Below are 21,172 nucleotides of genomic sequence, written 5' to 3' on the forward strand. Positions count from 1 at the left end.
GTAACTGTCCCAGATTTTGAAGTATTGCCGGTTATGATAGATGCCGCCATTTTTGAAACCGATACAGTCTTTCCGTAGAGGTATCCAGCCTAAAGAGCGGCGCACACCGCCAGACTTACGCCAGTTCAGGCGGGGTTTTTTGAACTGTTTTCTTCGGGTGACGTATTCATGACCGATCATTTGAACCGTAGCAGAATTAAGCCCCAGTTCTTTAGCTGAACCTTTGGTGTAATCCTGCAAGTCGTAGCCGGACAGCCAGGTCTGGCGTTCCTTGATACTGCGATGGCTCAGCTCATTGCAATAATTCCATACCTGATTCACAGAAAAAGCCCAAGTCCTTAGCACTTTGGCGTGCTTATCACGAACTCTAACCTTCAATGTTTTTGTATGGCAGGTATTTCTCATAAGTGATAATTTAGCAAAAAATATTATTGGTGTAAATCCAATGAAGTCACACTATCACTGCGTTTATGATATGAAATACCATTTGGTATTAGTCTCAAAATATAGAAGAAAATGCTTCACGGATGAAATGCTTAAGCGATTGGAAGCTATCTCTAATGAGCTTTGCGGTGACTGCTCCCCGCCCTGACGGTCACAAGCCGAAGGATTAGGAAGGCGTTTTCGGAGCACCTAAAAGAGTATTATTGGAAGCCAGTGCTCTGGAGTCGAGCTGACTGCAGGCGGAGCGCCAGTTGAAGTGCTTAGAGAGTATATTGAGAACCAAGATAGGCCAACTTGACGTTGGCCGCGCTATCCATCTCCCACCAAAATATCTCGCCTGGGCTCGTTAGTTTTGGAAGGAGAATTACGCGCTATCCGTTAAAAAAAGAACAGAACGAAGAACGAAAGAAGCCCAGCAAAGCTGGGCTTTATCAATCAGGAAGGGAGTTCCTATGATAACAAGAGGTGGACTAGAGTGAACTAAAAGTATTCATTCGTACCTTTTCAGCAATACCGCCTTAGCGACCGGCAACCAAATGGCATTTAGATTCTGATAGCGGACGGAATGCCTGATCAGCAGGAATCGTGCGTAGAATTTTAAACAGATCCCACTCACCGCTAGATTCCGAAGGTTTCTTAACCTCCGCCAAATACATATCATGAATCATACGGCCATCATCACGGATACGACCATTGGTTGCGAAGAAATCATTAATAGGTGTTTTCTTCATCTGTGCCATTACGGTTTTTGCATCATCTGTACCAGCGGCTTTAACAGCGCTTAGATAATGCATGGTAGAGGAGTAAGTTCCCGCATGAACCATGGTTGGCATTGATCCTGTTTCATCATAGAAACGCTTAGACCAAGCTCTCGTTTCTGGGGTACGATCCCAGTAGAAGCCTGTTGTCAGCTGTAATCCCTGGGTCGTTTCCAGTCCTAAGCTTTTCACATCATGCAAGAAAACCAAAAGTCCCGCCAGTTTCTGACCCGATGCCACAACGCCAAACTCTTTGGCTGTTTTCAAGGCATTAATCGTGTCTGCGCCAGCATTAGCCAAGCCAATAATTTTAGCCCCTGAAGACTGAGCTTGTAGGATAAAGGATGAGAAATCCGTCGTTGCTAAAGGATGCCGTACGGTACCCATCACTTTACCACCGCTGGCTTTTACAACCGAAGCAACATCCCCTTCCATCGCATGACCAAAGGCATAATCTGCGGTTAAAAAGAACCAGCTATCGCCACCCTCTTTTACCACCGCCTCACCAGTACCGTGAGCCATGGCATAGGTATCGTAAACATAATGTACAGAGTTTGGTGTGCAGTATTGGTTTGTAATTGATGACGATGCAGAACCCGAAACAATAGACAGCTTATCTTTGGACTCTACAACCTTATTCACGGCAATAGTCACAGCGGATGATACCATGCCAGCCACTAAATCGATGTTATCGGTATCGATCCACTGTCGTACTTTGTTGGCTCCAATATCCGGTTTATTTTGATCATCAGCAGCAACAATCGTAATTTTCTTACCATCGATTTTACCGCCAAAATCAGCAATCGCCATTTTAGCCGCAATCAAACCATTGGGGCCTGCTAACGTACTATAAGTACCTGACATATCGGCGATATAGCCGATGCGAATCTCGTTATCAGAAATACCGGCAGCCTGTACCGCTCCAGAAAGCGCTAGGGCAGATATAATACCCGCTGACAGTCGTTTCAGTTTTAATCGCATAGGGTTTTCCTTTTTATTTTTGTTTTTTTGCATCATCGTAGTGCCCCTGACAAGCAGGGGGGGTAAAACCTAAATCTCGGGTTATATCTTAAGCTGGCTCGGAAAATTGCACTCTTAAATTGCGTTTTAGCAGCTTACCTGCCGTATTTTTAGGGAGTTGATCGACAAAATAGATCTGTTTTGGGACTTTAAAAGCAGCCAGATGTTCTTTGGCATAGGCGATCAGGGTTGAACCATCAACTTGCTGTTCAGGCTTTAGCACCACAATCGCAGCAATCGCCTCAATCCATTTATCATCCGGCACACCAATCACAGCAACTTCGGCAACAGCAGGGTGGCTATAAAGCGCTTCTTCCACATCTCGACTGGCCACTAAAACGCCGCCGGTATTAACCACATCTTTAATGCGATCAACAATATAGATAAAGCCTTCTTCATCCTGAATACCCAAATCGCCTGAATGGAACCAGCCATCTTTAAAAGCTTCTTCAGTTTCCTTTGGTTTATTCCAATAGCCCACCATCAAGTGCGGAGATTGGTGTACCAATTCACCCTGCTGTCCTGGGGGGCAGTCTTCACCGGTAACAGGATCAACAATCCGAGTACAAACCGAAGAGACCGGACGGCCACAGGAGCTAGGACGGGATTTATGTTCTTCAGGCGTTAGCACTGTGGCTAAAGGTGCAATTTCACTCTGTCCGTAACAGTTATAAAGCCCTGATTCAGGCAAGCGCCGCTCCAACTCATGTACAATCGGCTCCGGCATAATCGAAGCGCCGTAATAGAGTTTTTGCAGATGCTGTAGCTCTGCATCAACAAAAGCATCGTGACGCAACAAAGCGATCCAAACCGTTGGCGGAGCAAAGAAACTGTTAAGCTTTTCGGTTTTCAGCAGCTTAAGAATCAGGTCTGGTGTAGGTGTATCGATCAGGTAGGAAAAACCACCACTTAAGAGCGCTGGCAAGCTAAAAACGTGCATCTGAGCAGAATGGTACAGCGGCAAAGCAGCCAAACCGCGATCCTCAGGCTTGATATCCAGCTGATTAATACAGCTGGCATATTCTGTCATCAATGAACGGTGCGTATGCATTGCACCCTTAGGGTCAGAGGTTGTACCTGAGGTATAAAGAATCTGAGCAATATCACCGTCTGATAATTCACACACAGGCTCATGGCTACCGGCATCATTAGGCACACCATCACCGAGAGCAACCGACAGAATATCCCAGTTTTCTTTAGAGTCCGTATCCAGAGTGTGCAGGCTACCGTGAATGGAAAGATCTGCCTGATGATAAATTTCATCAATATGGGCTTTCAAGCTAGGATCAGAGAAAAGAGCCTTCGCCCCAGATTGGTTCAGAATATAAAGCAGCTCATCTTTTACTAGGGCAAAGTTAACCGGCACATGGATAAGCCCAGCTTTCGCACAGGCCAAGAATAACAGCAGATAAGCATCTGAGTTTTTGCCATAGGCGGCGACACGATCACCTTTTTCCAAACCAGAGGCGATCAGGTGATTGGCAACACGGTTCACCGCTTTATTGATCGCAGTAAAGCTCCACTGACGACCTTCGTACTGCAAGGCTATTTTATTGCCGTTACGCAATGCAGAGCGCACCAAACCATCACCGATAGTATTTCGAGTAGCACGAGCAATAATTTGAGCCATATCTGTTGTCGTCATACGACACCTCTCTTTTTAATCTTGTTGTTTTTGTTTTAAGAACAGGCGCTCAAGTGATCGGTAAAGACAAAAAGTGATCAGCAAAGATCGTTAGTAACGTAAGGTTAATAACGAAAGATAGTTAATAACGCCTGCCGGTATATCTCAATGACCTTAGAGGCCATTCTTTTTGATCAAAAAGGCCATTTTGATCAATATATCCTTTAGTTTTTTAAGGGTACTCCAAACTCTAGTAGGTGCACCATTCGCTGCTCGCTTGCGGTATTTTTCACCAACTGCAGGTTGGTCGCACACTCAAAGTCTCCAAAAGCGTCGTACCAATGATCGTCTGTTGCAAGATTTAACAGCTCAAGCAATGCCGTCTCTAGCATCTGCTGATAGCCTTCTGGCCCTGGCGTTCCTTTGTCGTAGAGGTCGTCTAGTGTCAAGGCTTTTAAGGGCGTAACCTGCGGGTTATTATTCTTCCTGTCCTTACCATCGTCTAAACTGAGCAACTTATAGGCGGCTTGAATCCCATCTGCCAGTAAACGGTCTGGGTTCATGCTAATGTCGGTATTATCCCCTAGCAGCCCCCAATGAAGTGCTTCCAACCCAGAGCCGCTCACACGGGCATGGGCGATAGTATCGAAGGTTTTCGCAATGGCTTGATCTGCACCAAACCGATTGGCCGTATTTAACAGGAGTTTCTTGCAGCCACCCCAGCCGGGTAAAATACCCACCTGCGTCTCCACCAAGCCAAGCTGAGATTCTGCCGCCAACTGTACATGATCGCAGTGCATCAACAATTCGACGCCACCGGCTAGAGCCTTACCAGAGACCGCAGCAACCACAGGAATAGGCGCATCTTCCAGCTGTTGAAACAGCTTTTGGCCCCGAAGGATATAACTCTGAAGGCCTCCGGTTTCCTGAAGCTGTAGAAACTCTTTTAGATCTGCCCCAGCAGCAAACACCACACCTGAACTGTAGATCAATAGCGCCTTCTCTGCGTTAACAGCAAAGTGAAGAGCGGCTTCTAGTTCATCTAACAACGTGCTGTTAAGCGCATTGATTCGTGCCGATAGCTCAAAACAGAGCACACGCTCATCCACTGACCAAAGGCGGCTCAATAAGCCGTTTATCACAGGTTCATTTGGCTGCTGAATAATGTCCTGCCAACGAACAATACCTTTCGCCATAGACACGGAGTGATATGACCCCTTAATATCCAGCTGCTGGTTATGCTGGTAAGAAGGCCGAATCTCCGGCTTAGACGCGACAGCCAACCACGGGCTTGCACAGGGAAAAGCCTCTGGCTGAGCATCAATCTGCTCATTAAGAACATGATCAAATAACACAGCGCCGATCTGGTCTCTTAGCTGAAACGGCCCAAAGCGCCAGTTATAGCCGAGCATCATCGCGGTATCGACGGAGGCGATCTCCTTGGCCACATCGGGCACCAGAAGCGAAGCATAATGGATCACCCGAGTCAGTACCCGTCGCGCAAACTCTCCGCCTTTATCCTTCTGTGCAACCAGCTCCGCCAACGCTCCATTTTTCAGTTTCAAGCTCGGCCAGCTTGATAGATCTGTCGCCAATTCATATTCCATCGTATTTAAATTGAGCTGCTGGTGTTGCTTATGGCCTGCGTCATCTTTCAACTGCCTATAGAAACCCTGTCGCAGAGTACCTTTTCGACCATGCCACCCCTTTGCAACCATGGTTTCAATTAATGCGGGGGTTTTTGCGTACCATTGAAAAGCATCAGTTTCATCCAATAGATGACTGAGGCTTCCTGTCACCTCTGGCATCAAATCAATACCGCACAGATCCCAAAGGCCAAAAACCCCTGTTTTCGGAAAGCCGCAGAGTTGCATAATACGATCAGCCTGTACCACATTAAGCTCTAGTGCGAGGGCTTCTTGCAGCGCCACCTGCATCCAGTAAACACCCAGACGGTTAGCGATAAATCCCGGTCGATCCGCACAGTGGATAACGGTTTTACCCAGCACTTGATCGTTAAAGTGCTGTAATTGCACCAATGATTCCGGCGACGTTTCAGCGGTAGAAACAAACTCCACCAGCTGCATATAACGGGGTGGGTTAAAAAAGTGAGTGACGACAAAATGCTGACGAAACCCATCACTCATCCCTTCCAACAGATGATTTAACGGTAACGTTGAGGTATTGGAAGACACGATGCAATGGGGTGCTCGTATCTGATCAATACGCTGGTACAGAGCCTGCTTTATCTCTAGGCGCTCAACCACCGCCTCCACAATCCAGTCTTGCTCCGCAAGCAAAGCAAAATCATCTTCGGTATTGCCGACTCGAATCCGATTCGCAACCTCCGGTGACATCAAGCCACCCTTGGAGCCGTTTTTTTTCATTCGTTCCAAAGCGTTATAGGCGATCTGATTTCGATCCAGCAACAGAACCTCTGCCCCACCATTCGCCGCTTGAGCCGCGATGCCCGCCCCCATGACACCGGCACCAATGACCGCAACCCGACGAATCTGAGAAAAGTTTATTGCCGCATTTTTCTGAGTCGTCATAGCTTAATCTCTCAGCAGGTTTTCAACGACCAGAGCAATACCTTGACCACCACCGATACACATCGTAATCAAGCCATAACGACCACCGGTACGCTCCAGTTCATAGAGGGTTTTTAAGGTAAGAATAGAGCCGGTTGCTCCCACCGGGTGTCCATGGGCTACAGCGCCACCATTGGGGTTTACTTTGGCAGGGTCAAAACCCAGTGACTCACTGACCGCCATTGCTTGAGCAGCAAAAGCTTCATTCGATTCAATCACATCCAAATCCGCGACACTCAGCCCTGCTTTTTCTAACGCTGTTTTCACCGCAGGAATAGGGCCTAACCCCATCACATCAGGATCAACACCGGCAAAGGCGTAACTTACAAACCGCCCACGAGGTTTAAGGCCACGTTTTTCTGCTTCATCCGCACGGGTTAAAACCAAAGCTGCTGCGCCATCATTGATACCGGAAGCATTCCCCGCGGTCACCAAACCTTCTTTTTTGAAGGCCGGTTTCAGCATCGCTAAGCCCTCGGCAGTTATATCCGTACGGACGTGTTCATCGGTACTAAATGGCAAGGTTTCCCGCTTTTTCTTAATCGGGACAGAGGTAATCTGTGATTCAAAAATACCGGCCTTAATCGCTGCCGCAGCTTTCTGATGACTGGAGAAAGCAAAGGCATCCAACTGCTCACGGCTGTAACCATAAAGACCGGCAATCTTCTCTGCGGTAAGTCCCATATGACCGCTACCAAAAGGATCACTCAGAATATCCAGTGTCATATCAAGGGTTTTGCCATCCCCCATCCGCTGTCCAAAACGCATATTGGGTAATAGATACGCCCCTTGACTCATACATTCAGCGCCACCGGCCAAGGCTATAAGACTATCGCCATTAGCGATCATTTGAGCGGCAGAGACTAACGACTGAACGGAGGAACCACACAGCCGGTTCACATTTAGCGCTGCGGAGTGAGTCGGTAAACCGGCATTAAGCCCGATATGACGAGCCAGATAAACATCCTGCGGTGACGTCGTAATAATATGACCAAATACCGAATGATCGAAACCTTCAGGGGGAATGCCTGAGCGTTCAATCGCGGCATTGGCCGCAAAGGTGCCTAATTCTGCGGGGGTAAACCCGCTAAGAGAACCGCCAAATGTACCTATAGCAGTACGAGCACCGGAGACAATAACCACCTGATCAAGCGTTGTCATAGACATAGATAAAGCCTTTTTTTATTGTGTATTGTGTGATTGATACCGCCGAAATACAGGCTTATTTGCCCAGCATCGTTCGGGCGATCACCTCTTTCATAATCTCTGAAGTTCCGGCATAAATCGTCTGAATACGGGCATCAACATAGAAGCGGGAAATAGGGTATTCCGTGGTATAACCATAACCCCCAAACAGCTGCAGACATTCATCAATCGTTTTGCACTGCATTTCGCTAAGCTGGAGCTTTAAAATAGCGGCATCCGCTGGACTCATCTGGCCCTCTGTATAGCGCTGCATACACTGGTTAAAGTAAGCACGGCCTAGCTCAATCTGAGCCTTCACTTCTGCTAGCTTGAAGCGGCTGTTCTGAAAATCTGCAATACGCTGACCAAAGGCTTTGCGCTCTTGTATATAATCTAAGGTTAACTGAAGCGCACCTTCCATCGCCCCTAGAGCCTGAGATGCCACCCCCAGTCGTTCCCGTGGTAGCTCTTGCATTAAATAAGCAAAACCTTTATTTAAATCCCCCAGCAAAGCATCATCCGGTACAATAAGATCATCAAAGAAGAGTTCGGCGGTATCGCTGGAGTGCTGGCCGATTTTATGAATCCCCTTACCTCGGGAGAACCCTGGTAAACGGCTATCGACCAAAAAGAGAGAAACGCCTTTAGCGCCAGCTTCTGGATCGGTTTTCGCACAAACAATAACCAGCTCTGCTAGCAGGCCATTAGTAATAAAGATTTTAGAGCCATTAATTTTCCAGCCGCCGTCAACCTTCTCCGCACGGGTTCTAAGGGCCGCAAGATCACTCCCTGCACCGGGTTCTGTCATCGCAATCGCGCCAAGTACATCACCTGAAGCCATCTTTGGTAGCCAGTTTTGTTTCTGCTCTTCTGTACCAATATGCAAAATATAAGGCATCACAATATTGGCATGAATGTTATAACCGCTACCGATACCGCCAAAACCTTGGCGGGAGATCTCTTCACAGATCAATTGACTGATTTGAAAGTCAGCCCCAGAACCGCCATAGGCTTCCGGTAGATCAACCCCTAAAAGCCCCGCATGGCCAAAGGTGTTCCAAAGTGTTCTGGGTACTTGATGGTCGGCTTCCCATGCATCAAAGCAAGGTGCCACTTCCTGCTGTAAAAAGCGCTGCACCATATCAAGAAACAACGGCGCATCTTCGCCATAAATAGCTGTTGAGGGTTGATTTATCGCTGATACTGAAGCCTTCATTTTATTACATCCACCGTTATTTTTATTATTCGATAATTGACTATGAAGGCCATTAAAGCGCTTTATAGGAAGAGGGTGAATGACTTTTTGGGACGTTTTAATTGACCATAACGGCCAAAGATGTTGCCCATCCTTATATCTTGTCTGGACGTTATCAAGCCAATGCTATAGCTTCTGAACAAATAAAGTTTCTGAATAAATAATAATGATAAGAGTTCTTAATCGAAGATGACCCCAGCAATAAATCAAGCCCTCAGCCCGCGAAAGAAAAACCATATTGCCAACCACTATATCCATGCGTGCATGACCGGCGCTAAAGCTCAAGGGTTTTCAGAACAGACACTGATGGAAGCTGCTAACATCCCTGTTCATTGGTATCAAAACCCAGAGCATCTGATTACAGAACAACAACTCAGTGAGTTGATTAAAGCGGTTTGGCGCGTAACCCATGATGAATTTATGGGGCTGGCTCCGCTGATCTGCAAAAAGGGCGTTTTTGCCCTTATGGCAGAGTCCGCTCAGCAGGCCAAGACTCTCGGTGGGATGCTAAAGCAGAGTGCTCGCTTTTACAGCACGGTCTATCCTTATATTGAAGCCGCACTGGAAGAGGAAAGTCTAAGCGATGCAAGGCAGTCTCAAGTCTTTTACCGATTGCAGCTAGAAGATCAAGGTCAAGATCCAAACCATCTATTGCAGGAATTCTTGCTATTAATGTGGCAACGGTTTGCCAGTTGGTTGGTGGGGCAACAAATACCCTTCAGCGCGACCTGCTTTAGCTATACCGCTCCAGATCATGCCAAAGAATATCGAGCTATGTACCCAGGCAACTTAATCTATGGCGTAGACTATTGTGGCTTTTATCTAAACCCTCGCTACCTGCAACTGCCCATCGTACGTAGCGAAGAGGAATTAAAGGATTTTCTACGCCAGTCACCTGCGCTCATTTTGCACCGACCAGATCAAGATGAACGTCTGAAAACCCGCGTTAGAACGTTATTACAGCAATATGATTTTGACCAATTGCCAGATCTAGAAGCGATTAGTCAGCAACTGCACTTAGCCCCAAGAACCTTAAGGCGAAGACTAACAGATGAAGGTGCCTCCCTAAGGGAGCTAAAAGAGAATTTGCGACGGGACTTTGCGATTAAGATGCTCGGATCTGAACACCTTTCCGTTAACGAAGTTAGCGAGCGGGTGGGATTTTCTGAAACGGCGGCCTTCTGCCGTGCATTTAAGCGCTGGACAGGGTGTTCACCCTCTAAATGGCGCGACAGCCACTTATAATACGACAACGGCAAACACCCCTGAATGTCTTAGAGCGTCTTAAAGCATGTGGTTCAACGTACTAGTGGTGATGGCCGCCAATACCGTGGGCATGACCATGGGTAACTTCTTCAGGCGTTGCATCACGAATATCGGTAACAATCAGTTCAAAATCAAGGGTACGGCCAGCCATAGGATGATTATTATCAACGGTTACCATAAATTTGCCGACTTTAACCACGGTAACTTGGCGCTGGCCTTGATCCGTTTGTATCACAGCCATCATACCCGGCTTCCATTTTTTAGCACCGAGCAGGTGCTTTACAGGAACACGCTGTTCACTGTCTTCACGACGAAGGCCATAGGTTTCTTCCGGCGGTAGTGTTACGTTAAATTTATCACCGATATTATGACCTTCCAAAGCTTTTTCCACGCCACGCATCATATTGTTATGGCCATGCAAATAAGCAACAGGATCAGCCCCTACATTAGATTCCAGCTCAACACCGGCCTCATCTTTTAATGTATAAAAGAACTGAACAACTTTATTTTTTGCAATCGACATTGTTTATCCTAGTCGTTAAACGCAAAAAGCGAAGCCGAAGCTTCGCTTTTTTTGGCAGATAAGCGATAAGCTTATCAGGCCAGGCTTGACATCATAAGGCTCTAATTAAAGAACGCTGATCTCTTCAGCCTGTGGACCTTTTTGGCCTTGAGTTACTTTAAACTCAACCTTCTGACCTTCCAGAAGAGTTTTGAAGCCATTACCAACGATAGCTGAGAAATGAGCGAAAACGTCAGGGCCGCTTTCTTGCTCAATAAAACCAAAACCTTTAGATTCGTTGAACCATTTTACAGTGCCAGTAACTTTAGACATGATTATATTCCTGTCATTCAAGAGTAATTTTTTTGCTTCAGATATGAAGCGGTTTTGCTGGAAGTCTTGCTATTACTTATGTGGAACAGGACGAGGTACTTACTAAAGTGAAGACATCGAAACGGTGCATAAATACAGACTTACTTTCAGACGACCCCCATTATACACAGATAAAACCTTCTGTCTAAGATTATTTTAATCATAAAAGGACATCCTTAATCTTTGCTATAACACGTTGAATTGTTAGACTTTTATGGCAATATCTTAGGCCTCTACTAGATTAATTTGCTGCGACCTCATTAACAAAGAGACAGATAATGATAAAAAAAATTAAGGCTGTTATTTTCGATCTTGACGGGACACTGGTCTCATCTCGGCTTGACTTTAATTGGCTGCGCCAACAGATCTCCTGCCCCGAGAATGAAGACATATTAACGTTTACCGCCAATCTGTCAGACCCAAAGCTACAGCAAAGAGCTCATGCTATTATCGAGCAGCACGAACTAGATGATGCTCAGGCCGCAAGCTGGCTGCCAGGGGCAAAGCGGTTAGTAGATCATCTTTATCAGCATAACTATCCTTTAGCCATCGTGACACGTAACTTTTCTGAAGCGGCCCAAATCAAGCTCCGTAACAATGCGATGCCAATCACCCGCGTGATCACCCGAGAAGACGCACCAGCCAAACCAGACCCGACAGCACTTTTAATGGTTGCAAAAGAATGGCATTTAACACCAGAGCAGATTATGTATATCGGTGATTATCGTTACGATATTGAAGCCGCCAACCGAGCCAGCATGATGTCATGCTTATATGCACCGGATGAACAACCCGATTATGCCAGTCAGGCGGATATTGTGATTCAGCATTTTGATGAGCTAACACTTAAAATGAGCTAGCACTTGAGTAAATCGGCAGGCGTTATTTAATAACAAGAGCAGATATAGCCAGTAGTTTTAGGATTTTTGCTATTCAAAAGGATCGGTTGTTCAATAGGTTCAACTCTTCAAGAGAAAGCGGCCTCCATTGCCCTGGCTTTAATGCTGGATCAAGGGTTAGCTCGCCAATCTGGCTACGATGCAAACCCACAACCGCATTACGGAAATAACCAAACATTCGCTTCACCTGATGATAACGACCTTCGGTTAACCATAAACGTGTATGGTAAGGGTCGATTATCTCAAGCTCTGCTGGTCGAGTAGTAATCCCTTCATAGCTAAAATAGATACCCTGCTTAAAAGCCTGCTGATAGCGCTCATCTACAGGCTTCTCCAACGTCACCTCATAGCACTTTGCTACTTTTTTATCCGGGTCGGTTAATCCTTTTGACCAGTGACCATCATTGGTTAATAACAGAAGCCCTGACGTGTTCAAATCAAGCCGTCCGGCATAATGTAGCTGATCTTTATCTGGGTGATCAATCAAGTCAATGACTGTTTGGTGCTGCTCATCGACCACCGCAGTTACTACGCCGACGGGCTTATGTAACATTAGGTATAGCCGTTGGTTGCCCTGTAGTAGCTCGCCGTCCAATTCAATACGAGTAAAATAATCAATGGGCTGACTAAAGCTATCGGCAGGTTGACCATCAACTAAGATTCGCTTTTGGGCCACAAGCAGGCGCACTGCTTTTTTATTAAGCGGTTGCGAAGGGTTTTTCGTGAAGTACCACTGACTGATAAAGCGATCTAAACGGGATTTTTTTGATAAGCTCATAGGACGCATTCAGCAAGATTCAATAGTGATAACCGACAAAGCGACAGATACAAAAATGCCGGTACAAGACCGGCATTTGAAATGATGTTCCGAGACGCTTAGTTTACGCCTTGGCTCTTCAAGTAATCTTCATAGGAGCCGTGGAAATCAACGATACCCGTTGGGGTTAACTCGATAATGCGCGTTGCCAGTGATGATACAAACTCACGGTCGTGGCTGACAAACATTAACGTGCCTTCATAGTTTTCCAACGCAAGGTTCAAGGACTCGATCGATTCCATATCCAAGTGGTTGGTTGGCTCATCCATCAGCAAAATATTAGGACGTTGCAGCATTATTCTGCCGAAGATCATACGGCCCTGCTCACCACCAGAGATCACCTTAACAGACTTATCGATATCTTTTTGCGAGAACAGCAGTCGACCTAACGTACCTCGGATCACCTGTTCGTCATCGCCTTCCTGCCCCCATTGAGACATCCAGTCTAGCAATGTTTCACCAGCTTCAAAATCAGAGGCGTGATCCTGTGCGTAATAACCCAACTTGTGATTTTCTGACCATTTCACCGAGCCAGATGTTGCTTCTAAATCACCCACCAAGCATCTCAGCAATGTTGTTTTACCAATACCATTCGGGCCAATAATGGCGATGCGTTCGCCTACTTCAACCATCAAGTTAAGTCCTGAGAACAACTCTTCATCAAAGCTTTTTGCTAAACCTTCCACCTCAAGAGCAAGACGGTGTAGCTTTTTCTCTTGTTCAAAACGAATAAACGGGTTTTGACGGCTTGAAGGTTTAATATCGTCCAGCTGAATTTTATCAATCTGCTTGGCACGGGACGTTGCCTGTTTTGACTTAGACGCATTGGCCGAGAAGCGGCTGACAAAGGCTTTCAGATCTGCAATTTGAGCTTTCTTCTTAGCGTTATCCGACAACTGACGCTCACGTACTTGAGTCGCTGCCGTCATATATTCATCGTAAGTACCCGGATACAGACGTAGTTCACCGTAATCCAAATCAGCCATATGGGTACAAACAGAGTTTAGAAAGTGGCGATCGTGAGAGATAATAATCATGGTGCAGTTACGCTCGTTCAGAACGCTTTCCAGCCAACGAATCGTGTTAATATCCAAGTTGTTGGTTGGTTCGTCTAACAGCATAATATCAGGGTCGGAAAATAACACCTGCGCCAAAAGCACCCGTAGCTTCCAGCCTGGAGCAACGCCACTCATCAAACCAAAGTGTTGTTCAACAGGAATACCCACGCCTAGCAATAGCTCACCTGCACGGGATTCTGCGGTATAGCCGTCCATTTCAGCAAACTCACCTTCTAGTTCACCGGCACGGATACCGTCTTCTTCTGTCATATCAGGATTCGCGTAGATCGCATCACGCTCTTCTTTGATCTTCCACAGTTCCTCGTGACCCATGATCACGGTATCGATCACGCTGTATTCTTCGTAAGCAAACTGATCCTGCTTCAGTTTACCAATCCGTTCATTCGGGTCTTTCGATACATTGCCAGCCGTTGGCTCTAAATCACCACCCAGAATTTTCATAAAGGTCGACTTACCGCAGCCGTTAGCTCCGATCAGACCGTAGCGATTTCCGTTACCAAATTTAACAGAAACATTTTCAAATAGCGGCTTTGCGCCGAATTGTATGGTGATATTGGCAGTAGTAAGCAATGTAATAACCTGAATTGATAAAGATTTTACTAAGCTGCGCTTATCAAATGGTTCAACCTAATGGTTGACGCCAAAAAGTGCATAACAAAGATGCAACAAGGCAGCAGGCGTGAAAGGCGCGTATTATGACCCTTCTCTATCTTGGATGAAACCCATCCGCCCAAAATAAAACGTACTTAAAATGAAATGCACTTCAAATAAAAATAGGCTGCCTAAAAGGCCGCCTATTTTTTTAGAAGCACTGCTTTATAAGTCTATAGGCATTTATAAAAGCTCCGCGCTAATTCATCACAAGGTTAGGTAGCCAAAGTACGATCTCAGGAAACACCATGCAAAGAATCAAAACAAACGTATTCAACATTACAAAAGGCGTCACCGAGCGATAGATTTCGCCCATACCGATGCCCGCAGGGGCGATCCCTTTAAGATAGAAGAGCGCAAATCCATAAGGGGGCGTCTGAACTGCGATTAAGATGTTCAAAATCATCAAAACACCAAACCAAATCGGGTCGTAACCCAAAGACACGGCAATCGGGGTAAATAGAGGCGCGCACATCAAGACAATAATAAACTCATCAATGATAAAACCCAGCAACAGCATAATCAGCTGGAACATAATGATGATCATAATTGGCGGCATATCCAAGCTATTGGTAAAGTCTGCCACCATATTCTGCACCCCCATCAATAAATGGAAGTTACTGAATATTGATGCGCCAAAGATGATCCACATCGCCACGCTCACCAAAATACCGGTTTGCAGGCCAGCCGCTTGGAACATATCCCATTTAAAGCGCTTAAATAGAATCGCTAAGACAATCGCCCCCATCACACCGATAGCACCGGACTCCGTCGGTGTTGCGATACCGGTAATAATACTGCCCAAAACAGCCACAATAAGTAGAATAGAGAACAGACCATCCCGTACGATACGGAAGCGCTGGCTTGGCGTGTGTGGGACGAAATCCTCTTGCTGGGAATCAATCGGGGCACGTTCTGGCTTTAACCAGCAGCTGATCACCACGTAAGCCATCAAGCAGGTTACCGTCAATAATGCAGGCATCATCGCACCTAAAAACATACGCCCTACGGAATTTTGGGTAGACGCCGCGAACATAATCATAGGGATGCTAGGTGGAATCAAAATACCCAAGCCACCACCGGCCATAATAACCCCTAGCGCCAGCTTACGATCATACCCACGATCCAGCATGGGCTTTAACGCAATACTGCCGGAGGTCATAATACCCGCGCCAATAATACCGACCATCGCGCCAATCATAGAGCAAACGCCGATAACGCTTAAGGCTAAAGAGCCTCTTACGCGACCCACAATAAGCTGACTAAAATTGAACATCGCATCACCAATGCCCGACTTTGTTAGCAGCTGCCCCATGTAGATGTACAAAGGAATCGCCAACAGAATAAAGCTAAAATAGGTCGACTCTATGGTTGAGGGAATGATATTAAATAAGCCATCACCCCAAACCATATAGCCGATACCCATAGCGATACCTGCCAAGGCCAGACCTACCTGAGCACCCAGAGCGAAAAACAGGAAAATACATAACAGCAAAACGCCGGTTAATGCTTCAATACTGAGATTCATTACTCGCCAGCCTCATTTTCTTCATTATGTGCGATCAGTGGCTGGCCACTCATCAAGTAATACACTTCTGCCAACATGTCTCTAGCGAGCTGCGCGATAAACAAACCTGCAGCAACCATCATCATAATCCAGAAATGGAACATCGGTGGCGACCACTCGCTTTGGCGGCGATAGTCGTATTCAATCGCTTCTTCAAATTTACCAAAACTCATCTTCACCACGAGAATGAGGAAGAAAATACCCAACGCCCAAGAGATAAGATTAAATACCGCACGTGATCTTTTAGAAACGCGATAGTACAAAATATCAACATTGATATGTGCTCGCTGCTGTTGAGCATAAGCACCGCCTAATGCTGCGATGTAGCCAAACAAAAACAAAGAAAGGTCAAAGGCCCAAATAGTCGGACTGTTGAGCACGTAGCGTGAGAAAACCTCGAACGCCACAATAAAGGCCAAAACGGGCATCAGAAGAGCTGCACCCTTGCCACACACCCTCACCACGCTATCAACGATGTGGCACAGGCTTCTGAGAATTGCAGTCATGTGTTGTTACCTAAAATAAACAGGGGAGCATACCGATAAGAGAAGCATGTCGATCGAAACAGCATGGAGCGCCCGAGGACGCCCCAGAATTAAAACTGTAATTACTTCTGCTCTTTACGCAAAATATCGATCAATTCTTTGCTGAACTTGTCCTTAGCAGCATACTCATCCCATAAGCCCGCACCGGCTTCTGCCCATGCTTTCTTATCGGCGGCGCTGGCTTCAGGGCTCCATTTCAGGCCTTTAGATTCCATTTCTGTTACAGCTTCAGACTCCCACTGACGAGACAGGCGCAGTTGATCTGCCGCATGAATTTCAGTGGCTTTACGAACCACTGTTTTCAAATCATCTGGCAGTTTCTTCCAGGCATTTCGATTTACAACAATCGGTAAAACCTGTGCGCCCGCTAGAGGCAAGCGGTACATATATTGTGCAACTTCGACATGGTTACCATCCCGGTGATCAATCATGTTACTACCGATAGAACCGTCGATAACACCCGTTGCAAGAGAGGTATAGATTTCGCTCCACGCCAGAGATACCGGAGAAGCCCCTAGGTTACGAAGAAACTTACCGTATGCACCCGGCGCACGAATTTTTAATCCTTCAAAATCGGCAACAGAGTTAATCGGCTTTTTCGTAAGGATATAAACCGGCGGCTGAATGTAAGGTTCCAACCAAACCATACCCTGTGAACCGTAGGCACGGGTTAGAACATCACCAAAACCTTTTTCATGGAAAAGAGCTTTAAGCTCTTTCGGGTCATCAGTACCACCTGGCAAACCGATCTCAACAACACCAGCGGGCAATTCCCCCGCATGCATGGACTGAAAAGGAGCACCCATTGTAATCAGGCCTGATTTAACCGCCCCCAACAAACCGCTTGTACCCACACCTTCGCCAGAATACAACACCTGAACCTTGATGCGGCCATCGGAAAGCTGTTCAATATTTTTGGCTAAACTCTCGTAAACTTCGCCAAAAGCCGTACCACGGCTATAAAGATTGCTAAAGCGCCAGTTATGTTCTGCAGCTGACGCTTGGGTTGCGCCAGCCATACCTAGGGTTAATGCTAAAGCTGTTGCGGTAATTTTTTTCTTATAGCGATCTAAAGTCCGAAACATTGTCGTCTCACCTGATTTTATAGTTGGTTTTATCAAGACAAGCCTCTCGGCTAACTTGTGTAGCCGCATAATCACAAATGAAACAAAGGCGTTAAACCAACTGTTTTCCACCCAAAGGTTTGCATTTTTTTACGCTAGATAGAAATTAAACCCACTAAGGTTGACAGTTCACTACACTTAAACGAGCATCTATATGACACCAGCGCCTTGCATTGACATTCCCTTGCATGCAAACCAAAACAGTATGTCTATGGTGTAACCGTCCAAACAGCCTCTAAAAAAAGCACCCAAACCAGCTATGAAAAAACTCTCTATCGGCCAAATTAGTGACTACGAGATCAAACAGCTCAAACTCTTCAAAACCGTCGCTGAGTGCGGAGGCTTTACCGCTGCCGCCGCGGAACTCAATATCAGTCGTCCTACGGTCAGCAACCATATCGCCAGTTTAGAGGCGCGCTTAGGTATGCCACTATGCAAGCGGGGCCGTGGAGGATTCAATTTAACAGATGAAGGGGCTGTGGTTTACGAGGAGAGTAAGCTGCTTCTTATTCAGCTTGAGCAGTTCAGAAGCACGCTTAACAATTTAGGAGAAAGCCCTACGGGTCAATTAAATATCGCCTTAAGTGACACCTACAGCACCGACATACGCTGTCGAATCCCAGAGGTCATGCGGGCCTTCTGTAAAGTAGCGCCCAAAGTTACGTTCAGTCTTGAGGTTGAGCATATGCGGGATATGGAGCGCCAAGTACTTAACGGTGATCTGGATATCGCCTTTGTACCCTATCATCGTAAATTACAGGGTTTGCACTATATCCATCTATTTAGTGATAACAATTACCTTTACTGCGCGAAAGATCACCCCTTTTACGCATACCGCGAAGACGACATTACCAACGAGATGATCTGTAGTGCAAAGCTGGTACATGCCGGCCTGCAACCCCATGAGGAGATCTACCAACAGCTAAGCCAAATGAACCTAGCAAGTAGCTCCTATCACTATGAGTCCCGTATTGCACTAGCCCTAAGCGGTGAGTTTATCTGCTTTTTGCCCGAGGAAATTGCCAAGCCCTATGTTGAAGAGGGACGGCTTAAGGTGATCGCAAAGCAGCACAAGCATTTTACCCTAGGTGCAGCCGTTGTTTATAAACAAGCTAAAAAACCCAATAGGGCAAAAACCCTATTTATTGAGACCATACATCAATTCTTTAACAACTCCAGCGACACTCCACCTTATTAAGCTCTCTTACTAAATCGAATCGAGCTACCTAATCGAACTACCTAATCGAGCTACCTAATCGAACTACCTAATCGAACTACCTAATCGAACTACCTAATCGAACTACCTAATTAGAGGTATTGTTTTACCAGCACCAAACTAAACATTGATCTACATCAGTTGTTAGGCAAAACAGTTAACCCTAAAGTCGAAGATTGGTAATTCCAGCGCTCAATGCTTATCAATAGGCGTTTTACCTAAGGCTGATCAAGCCCAAAAAAGACAGCATTCAATAAGCTGCATTCAAAAAAGCCAAATACTAATAAAACACCCCCCCGAAGACATAAGAAACTCACGCCTATAGCCAAGAGTTCAAAAAACCAGGAGTAAGACTCGATGCATATCAACTTCTCACTTAGGCAGAAGCTGATTCTTATAGTAGCCGTCATTATTGCCGGCTTTGGAATCATGGGTGTTTACAGCATCTCCGTGCTTAACACGATGAACGATGCCTCAACCCAGCAAAACCATATCAATCAAGCGACTACGCAGATCAGCCAGCTGCAGTCTCGGTTATTAATTCTGGAAAAGCTAAAAGAACAAACAGGAACGGATGCCTTAAGGCAGGCACAACAAAACCTTAAAGCGCTGAGCAATAGCTATGAATCAGGTCTTCAGGCCGCAGTGAGCAACTTGCAAGATGATTCAGCTCGCAACCAGCTTAATACGATTGTTAGCATACTACCTGGGTATCTTGATACGTTGAATAACAGTATCGATTTATCACTACAGCTTGAAGGTGAGCAAGGTTTAATCCAAAAACTGGATATCATCACCAAAGATATTATTGGCAAATTAGGCATTCTTGATACCTTTTCGGCCACCTTAAGAGAGATTCGCAATACGGAAAAAGATTTCCTGATCAATCCTGATGCACCTCATAAAGCAGCGGTTCTTAAGCACGTAGAAAAGCTTCGCAGTGATCTTAAGGCGTTCAATTTTGATGATATGTTTGCCGGTGACGTCAACATATACGAGCAAGCCTACCTTGCGATGGCGGATGTTAAGCTGCAACACGCAGCCTATGAGTTAAAGCTGGACAAATTGCGTTCAAACCTTAACCAACGTATTCAAGAAGCTACCTATCGTCTTTTAGATGTACTGGCCGTTGATGCTCAAAAAAATGTGCAACAAACCAGTGATTCCGCCCACCGCTCACTGATCGTTGGCAGCTTAATTCTAGTGGCCATTGCCACCGCCATTATCGGCTCTGTTGCAGGCTCAATTTCTAGAAATATGCGCCGAGCTGTCATCGCATTAAACAGCATTGCTTCTGGCGATTTAACCACTCGTATGGAAACAGGTTCAAACCCCAGCGATGAGTTCCATCAACTCGCCGATGCAACCAACAGTATGAGCCAACAGATTCACAACTTGGTCAGCCATATTAAGTCTAATACCCACAGTCTGAAACAGATCTCAGATGAAACCGACCACTCTCAGCGAAGCATTCAGAACAGCAGCGAAGAAATGAGCCAACGCAGCTCATCCCTTGTTGCCGCAACAGAAGAGATTAGCGTCACCACCGAGCAGATCGCACAAAGCGGTTCACAAGTTAGCTCCGCCACTCAAAGCGCCCATGATTCTGCCATAGATGGCGCGAATGTGATTTCTCAAGCACTGGAGTCCTTGCGTTTTGTCGCTGAAGCCTTTGAAAGCACCAGTCAATCAGTGGCAGAGTTAGGCGAGCAGTCAAAAGAGATTGATACGGTTATCGAGTTAATTCAAGGGGTTGCGGAACAAACCAATCTGTTAGCGCTTAATGCCGCCATTGAAGCCGCTCGCGCAGGAGAGGCTGGCCGAGGCTTTGCCGTCGTTGCCGATGAGGTTCGTACCTTGGCCGAGCAAACCGTTAAAGCAACCGCCAGCATCACCGACAAAATTGAGCGCATACAGAACGGCACTCACTTAGTGGTCGAGGCCATCAACCAAAGCCGCAGCCAAGTTGAAACAGGTCGTGCTTTAAGCGAAAAAGCGGAAATGGCGATCCGCCATATCGAGCAACAGACCTCTGAAGCAGCAGAACAAGCCTGCACCATTGAACAAGCCATTCGTGAAGTTGCCTTAACCACGGGCGATATGGCTCGCAACATGGACAGTATTGCCCATGAGATTAAGAACAACAATCAAGCCAATCGCAAGATCTCAGACAATACACGCTCAACCTATGAAAAAGCAGAACAGCTTGAGAACTTAACGGAAGCATTTACCGTTTAGCAACCCAGACGAATAAAGC

General features: G+C 46.2%; 18 protein-coding genes. 5 read left to right on the forward strand and 13 right to left on the reverse strand.

The window, feature by feature from the left end:
• Nucleotides 1-321: hypothetical protein (locus tag G517_RS18600; RefSeq protein WP_028304404.1), on the reverse strand; the 321-nt coding region annotated here is incomplete at its 3' end.
• A 154-nt stretch (nucleotides 322-475) separates the two neighbouring features.
• Between G517_RS18600 and G517_RS21375 the strand changes: the two genes are divergently transcribed.
• The gene (locus G517_RS21375) at nucleotides 476-592 is read left to right on the forward strand and encodes a transposase (RefSeq protein ID WP_211224278.1); all 117 of its coding nucleotides are present in this window, start codon (nucleotides 476-478) and stop codon (nucleotides 590-592) included.
• A 370-nt stretch (nucleotides 593-962) separates the two neighbouring features.
• On the opposite strand, the gene G517_RS0109905 is transcribed toward G517_RS21375, so the two are convergent.
• From G517_RS0109905 to G517_RS0109925, 5 genes are all read right to left on the reverse strand, one after another.
• Entirely contained in the window at nucleotides 963-2,183 is a 1,221-nt protein-coding gene (locus G517_RS0109905) for an ABC transporter substrate-binding protein (RefSeq protein WP_028304283.1), read from the reverse strand.
• A gap of 88 nt (nucleotides 2,184-2,271) precedes the next feature.
• Complete coding sequence (locus G517_RS0109910; RefSeq protein ID WP_028304284.1) at nucleotides 2,272-3,867, reverse strand: fatty acyl-CoA synthetase; 1,596 nt, start codon at nucleotides 3,865-3,867, stop codon at nucleotides 2,272-2,274.
• Between the two features lie 203 nt (nucleotides 3,868-4,070).
• Nucleotides 4,071-6,398 (reverse strand): 3-hydroxyacyl-CoA dehydrogenase/enoyl-CoA hydratase family protein, encoded by a 2,328-nt coding sequence (locus tag G517_RS0109915; protein WP_051206277.1) that lies wholly within the window; start codon nucleotides 6,396-6,398, stop codon nucleotides 4,071-4,073.
• 3 nt (nucleotides 6,399-6,401) lie between these two features.
• Entirely contained in the window at nucleotides 6,402-7,598 is a 1,197-nt protein-coding gene (gene bktB, locus G517_RS0109920) for a beta-ketothiolase BktB (protein WP_425413773.1), read from the reverse strand.
• A gap of 61 nt (nucleotides 7,599-7,659) precedes the next feature.
• Nucleotides 7,660-8,838, reverse strand: coding sequence for an acyl-CoA dehydrogenase family protein (locus G517_RS0109925; protein WP_084632155.1), 1,179 nt, complete (start codon nucleotides 8,836-8,838; stop codon nucleotides 7,660-7,662).
• A 228-nt stretch (nucleotides 8,839-9,066) separates the two neighbouring features.
• On the opposite strand from G517_RS0109925, the gene G517_RS0109930 reads away from it, so the two are divergent.
• On the forward strand, nucleotides 9,067-10,122 hold the full coding sequence (locus G517_RS0109930) for an AraC family transcriptional regulator (protein ID WP_028304288.1): 1,056 nt from the start codon (nucleotides 9,067-9,069) through the stop codon (nucleotides 10,120-10,122).
• 61 nt (nucleotides 10,123-10,183) lie between these two features.
• On the opposite strand, the gene G517_RS0109935 is transcribed toward G517_RS0109930, so the two are convergent.
• Both G517_RS0109935 and G517_RS0109940 read right to left on the reverse strand, forming a co-directional pair.
• Nucleotides 10,184-10,666, reverse strand: coding sequence for an FKBP-type peptidyl-prolyl cis-trans isomerase (locus G517_RS0109935; RefSeq protein ID WP_028304289.1), 483 nt, complete (start codon nucleotides 10,664-10,666; stop codon nucleotides 10,184-10,186).
• A gap of 105 nt (nucleotides 10,667-10,771) precedes the next feature.
• A complete protein-coding gene (locus tag G517_RS0109940) occupies nucleotides 10,772-10,978 on the reverse strand; it encodes a cold-shock protein (RefSeq protein WP_028304290.1) in 207 nt (68 codons plus the stop codon).
• Nucleotides 10,979-11,295: 317 nt separating this feature from the next.
• Between G517_RS0109940 and G517_RS0109945 the strand changes: the two genes are divergently transcribed.
• The gene (locus G517_RS0109945; RefSeq protein ID WP_028304291.1) at nucleotides 11,296-11,877 is read left to right on the forward strand and encodes an HAD family hydrolase; all 582 of its coding nucleotides are present in this window, start codon (nucleotides 11,296-11,298) and stop codon (nucleotides 11,875-11,877) included.
• Nucleotides 11,878-11,950: 73 nt separating this feature from the next.
• Here G517_RS0109945 and G517_RS0109950 read toward each other — a convergent pair whose 3' ends face one another.
• The 5 genes from G517_RS0109950 to G517_RS0109970 all read right to left on the reverse strand — a co-directional run bounded on the left by G517_RS0109950 (nucleotide 11,951) and on the right by G517_RS0109970 (nucleotide 17,660).
• A complete protein-coding gene (locus G517_RS0109950) occupies nucleotides 11,951-12,694 on the reverse strand; it encodes a pseudouridine synthase (RefSeq protein WP_036591129.1) in 744 nt (247 codons plus the stop codon).
• 98 nt (nucleotides 12,695-12,792) lie between these two features.
• Nucleotides 12,793-14,382 (reverse strand): ABC-F family ATPase, encoded by a 1,590-nt coding sequence (locus G517_RS0109955; protein ID WP_028304293.1) that lies wholly within the window; start codon nucleotides 14,380-14,382, stop codon nucleotides 12,793-12,795.
• 280 nt (nucleotides 14,383-14,662) lie between these two features.
• Nucleotides 14,663-15,991, reverse strand: coding sequence for a TRAP transporter large permease (locus tag G517_RS0109960; RefSeq protein WP_028304294.1), 1,329 nt, complete (start codon nucleotides 15,989-15,991; stop codon nucleotides 14,663-14,665).
• Complete coding sequence (locus G517_RS0109965; protein ID WP_028304295.1) at nucleotides 15,991-16,536, reverse strand: TRAP transporter small permease subunit; 546 nt, start codon at nucleotides 16,534-16,536, stop codon at nucleotides 15,991-15,993. The genes G517_RS0109960 and G517_RS0109965 overlap by 1 nt, the downstream gene beginning before the upstream one ends.
• Nucleotides 16,537-16,637: 101 nt before the next feature.
• On the reverse strand, nucleotides 16,638-17,660 hold the full coding sequence (locus G517_RS0109970; protein WP_028304296.1) for a TRAP transporter substrate-binding protein: 1,023 nt from the start codon (nucleotides 17,658-17,660) through the stop codon (nucleotides 16,638-16,640).
• 298 nt (nucleotides 17,661-17,958) lie between these two features.
• On the opposite strand from G517_RS0109970, the gene G517_RS0109975 reads away from it, so the two are divergent.
• Together G517_RS0109975 and G517_RS0109980 are read left to right on the forward strand one after the other, a co-directional pair.
• Nucleotides 17,959-18,897: a LysR family transcriptional regulator gene (locus G517_RS0109975; protein WP_028304297.1), complete on the forward strand. Its 939-nt coding sequence runs from the start codon at nucleotides 17,959-17,961 to the stop codon at nucleotides 18,895-18,897.
• Between the two features lie 375 nt (nucleotides 18,898-19,272).
• The gene (locus G517_RS0109980; RefSeq protein WP_028304298.1) at nucleotides 19,273-21,153 is read left to right on the forward strand and encodes a HAMP domain-containing methyl-accepting chemotaxis protein; all 1,881 of its coding nucleotides are present in this window, start codon (nucleotides 19,273-19,275) and stop codon (nucleotides 21,151-21,153) included.
• Nucleotides 21,154-21,172 lie beyond the last annotated feature (19 nt).

Source organism: Oceanospirillum maris DSM 6286 (assembly GCF_000422865.1).
Classification (GTDB): domain Bacteria; phylum Pseudomonadota; class Gammaproteobacteria; order Pseudomonadales; family Halomonadaceae; genus Oceanospirillum; species Oceanospirillum maris.

What these genes read in the sequence shown, in the direction of transcription:
- G517_RS21375 (WP_211224278.1), top strand. Translation starts at nt 476, where the DNA reads ATGAAATACCATTTGGTATTAGTCTCAAAATATAGAAGAAAATGCTTC.
- G517_RS0109905 (WP_028304283.1), bottom strand. Translation starts at nt 2,183, where the DNA reads ATGCGATTAAAACTGAAACGACTGTCAGCGGGTATTATATCTGCCCTA.
- G517_RS0109910 (WP_028304284.1), bottom strand. Translation starts at nt 3,867, where the DNA reads ATGACGACAACAGATATGGCTCAAATTATTGCTCGTGCTACTCGAAAT.
- G517_RS0109915 (WP_051206277.1), bottom strand. Translation starts at nt 6,398, where the DNA reads ATGACGACTCAGAAAAATGCGGCAATAAACTTTTCTCAGATTCGTCGG.
- bktB (WP_425413773.1), bottom strand. Translation starts at nt 7,598, where the DNA reads ATGACAACGCTTGATCAGGTGGTTATTGTCTCCGGTGCTCGTACTGCT.
- G517_RS0109925 (WP_084632155.1), bottom strand. Translation starts at nt 8,838, where the DNA reads ATGAAGGCTTCAGTATCAGCGATAAATCAACCCTCAACAGCTATTTAT.
- G517_RS0109930 (WP_028304288.1), top strand. Translation starts at nt 9,067, where the DNA reads ATGACCCCAGCAATAAATCAAGCCCTCAGCCCGCGAAAGAAAAACCAT.
- G517_RS0109935 (WP_028304289.1), bottom strand. Translation starts at nt 10,666, where the DNA reads ATGTCGATTGCAAAAAATAAAGTTGTTCAGTTCTTTTATACATTAAAA.
- G517_RS0109940 (WP_028304290.1), bottom strand. Translation starts at nt 10,978, where the DNA reads ATGTCTAAAGTTACTGGCACTGTAAAATGGTTCAACGAATCTAAAGGT.
- G517_RS0109945 (WP_028304291.1), top strand. Translation starts at nt 11,296, where the DNA reads ATGATAAAAAAAATTAAGGCTGTTATTTTCGATCTTGACGGGACACTG.
- G517_RS0109950 (WP_036591129.1), bottom strand. Translation starts at nt 12,694, where the DNA reads ATGAGCTTATCAAAAAAATCCCGTTTAGATCGCTTTATCAGTCAGTGG.
- G517_RS0109960 (WP_028304294.1), bottom strand. Translation starts at nt 15,991, where the DNA reads ATGAATCTCAGTATTGAAGCATTAACCGGCGTTTTGCTGTTATGTATT.
- G517_RS0109965 (WP_028304295.1), bottom strand. Translation starts at nt 16,536, where the DNA reads ATGACTGCAATTCTCAGAAGCCTGTGCCACATCGTTGATAGCGTGGTG.
- G517_RS0109970 (WP_028304296.1), bottom strand. Translation starts at nt 17,660, where the DNA reads ATGTTTCGGACTTTAGATCGCTATAAGAAAAAAATTACCGCAACAGCT.
- G517_RS0109975 (WP_028304297.1), top strand. Translation starts at nt 17,959, where the DNA reads ATGAAAAAACTCTCTATCGGCCAAATTAGTGACTACGAGATCAAACAG.
- G517_RS0109980 (WP_028304298.1), top strand. Translation starts at nt 19,273, where the DNA reads ATGCATATCAACTTCTCACTTAGGCAGAAGCTGATTCTTATAGTAGCC.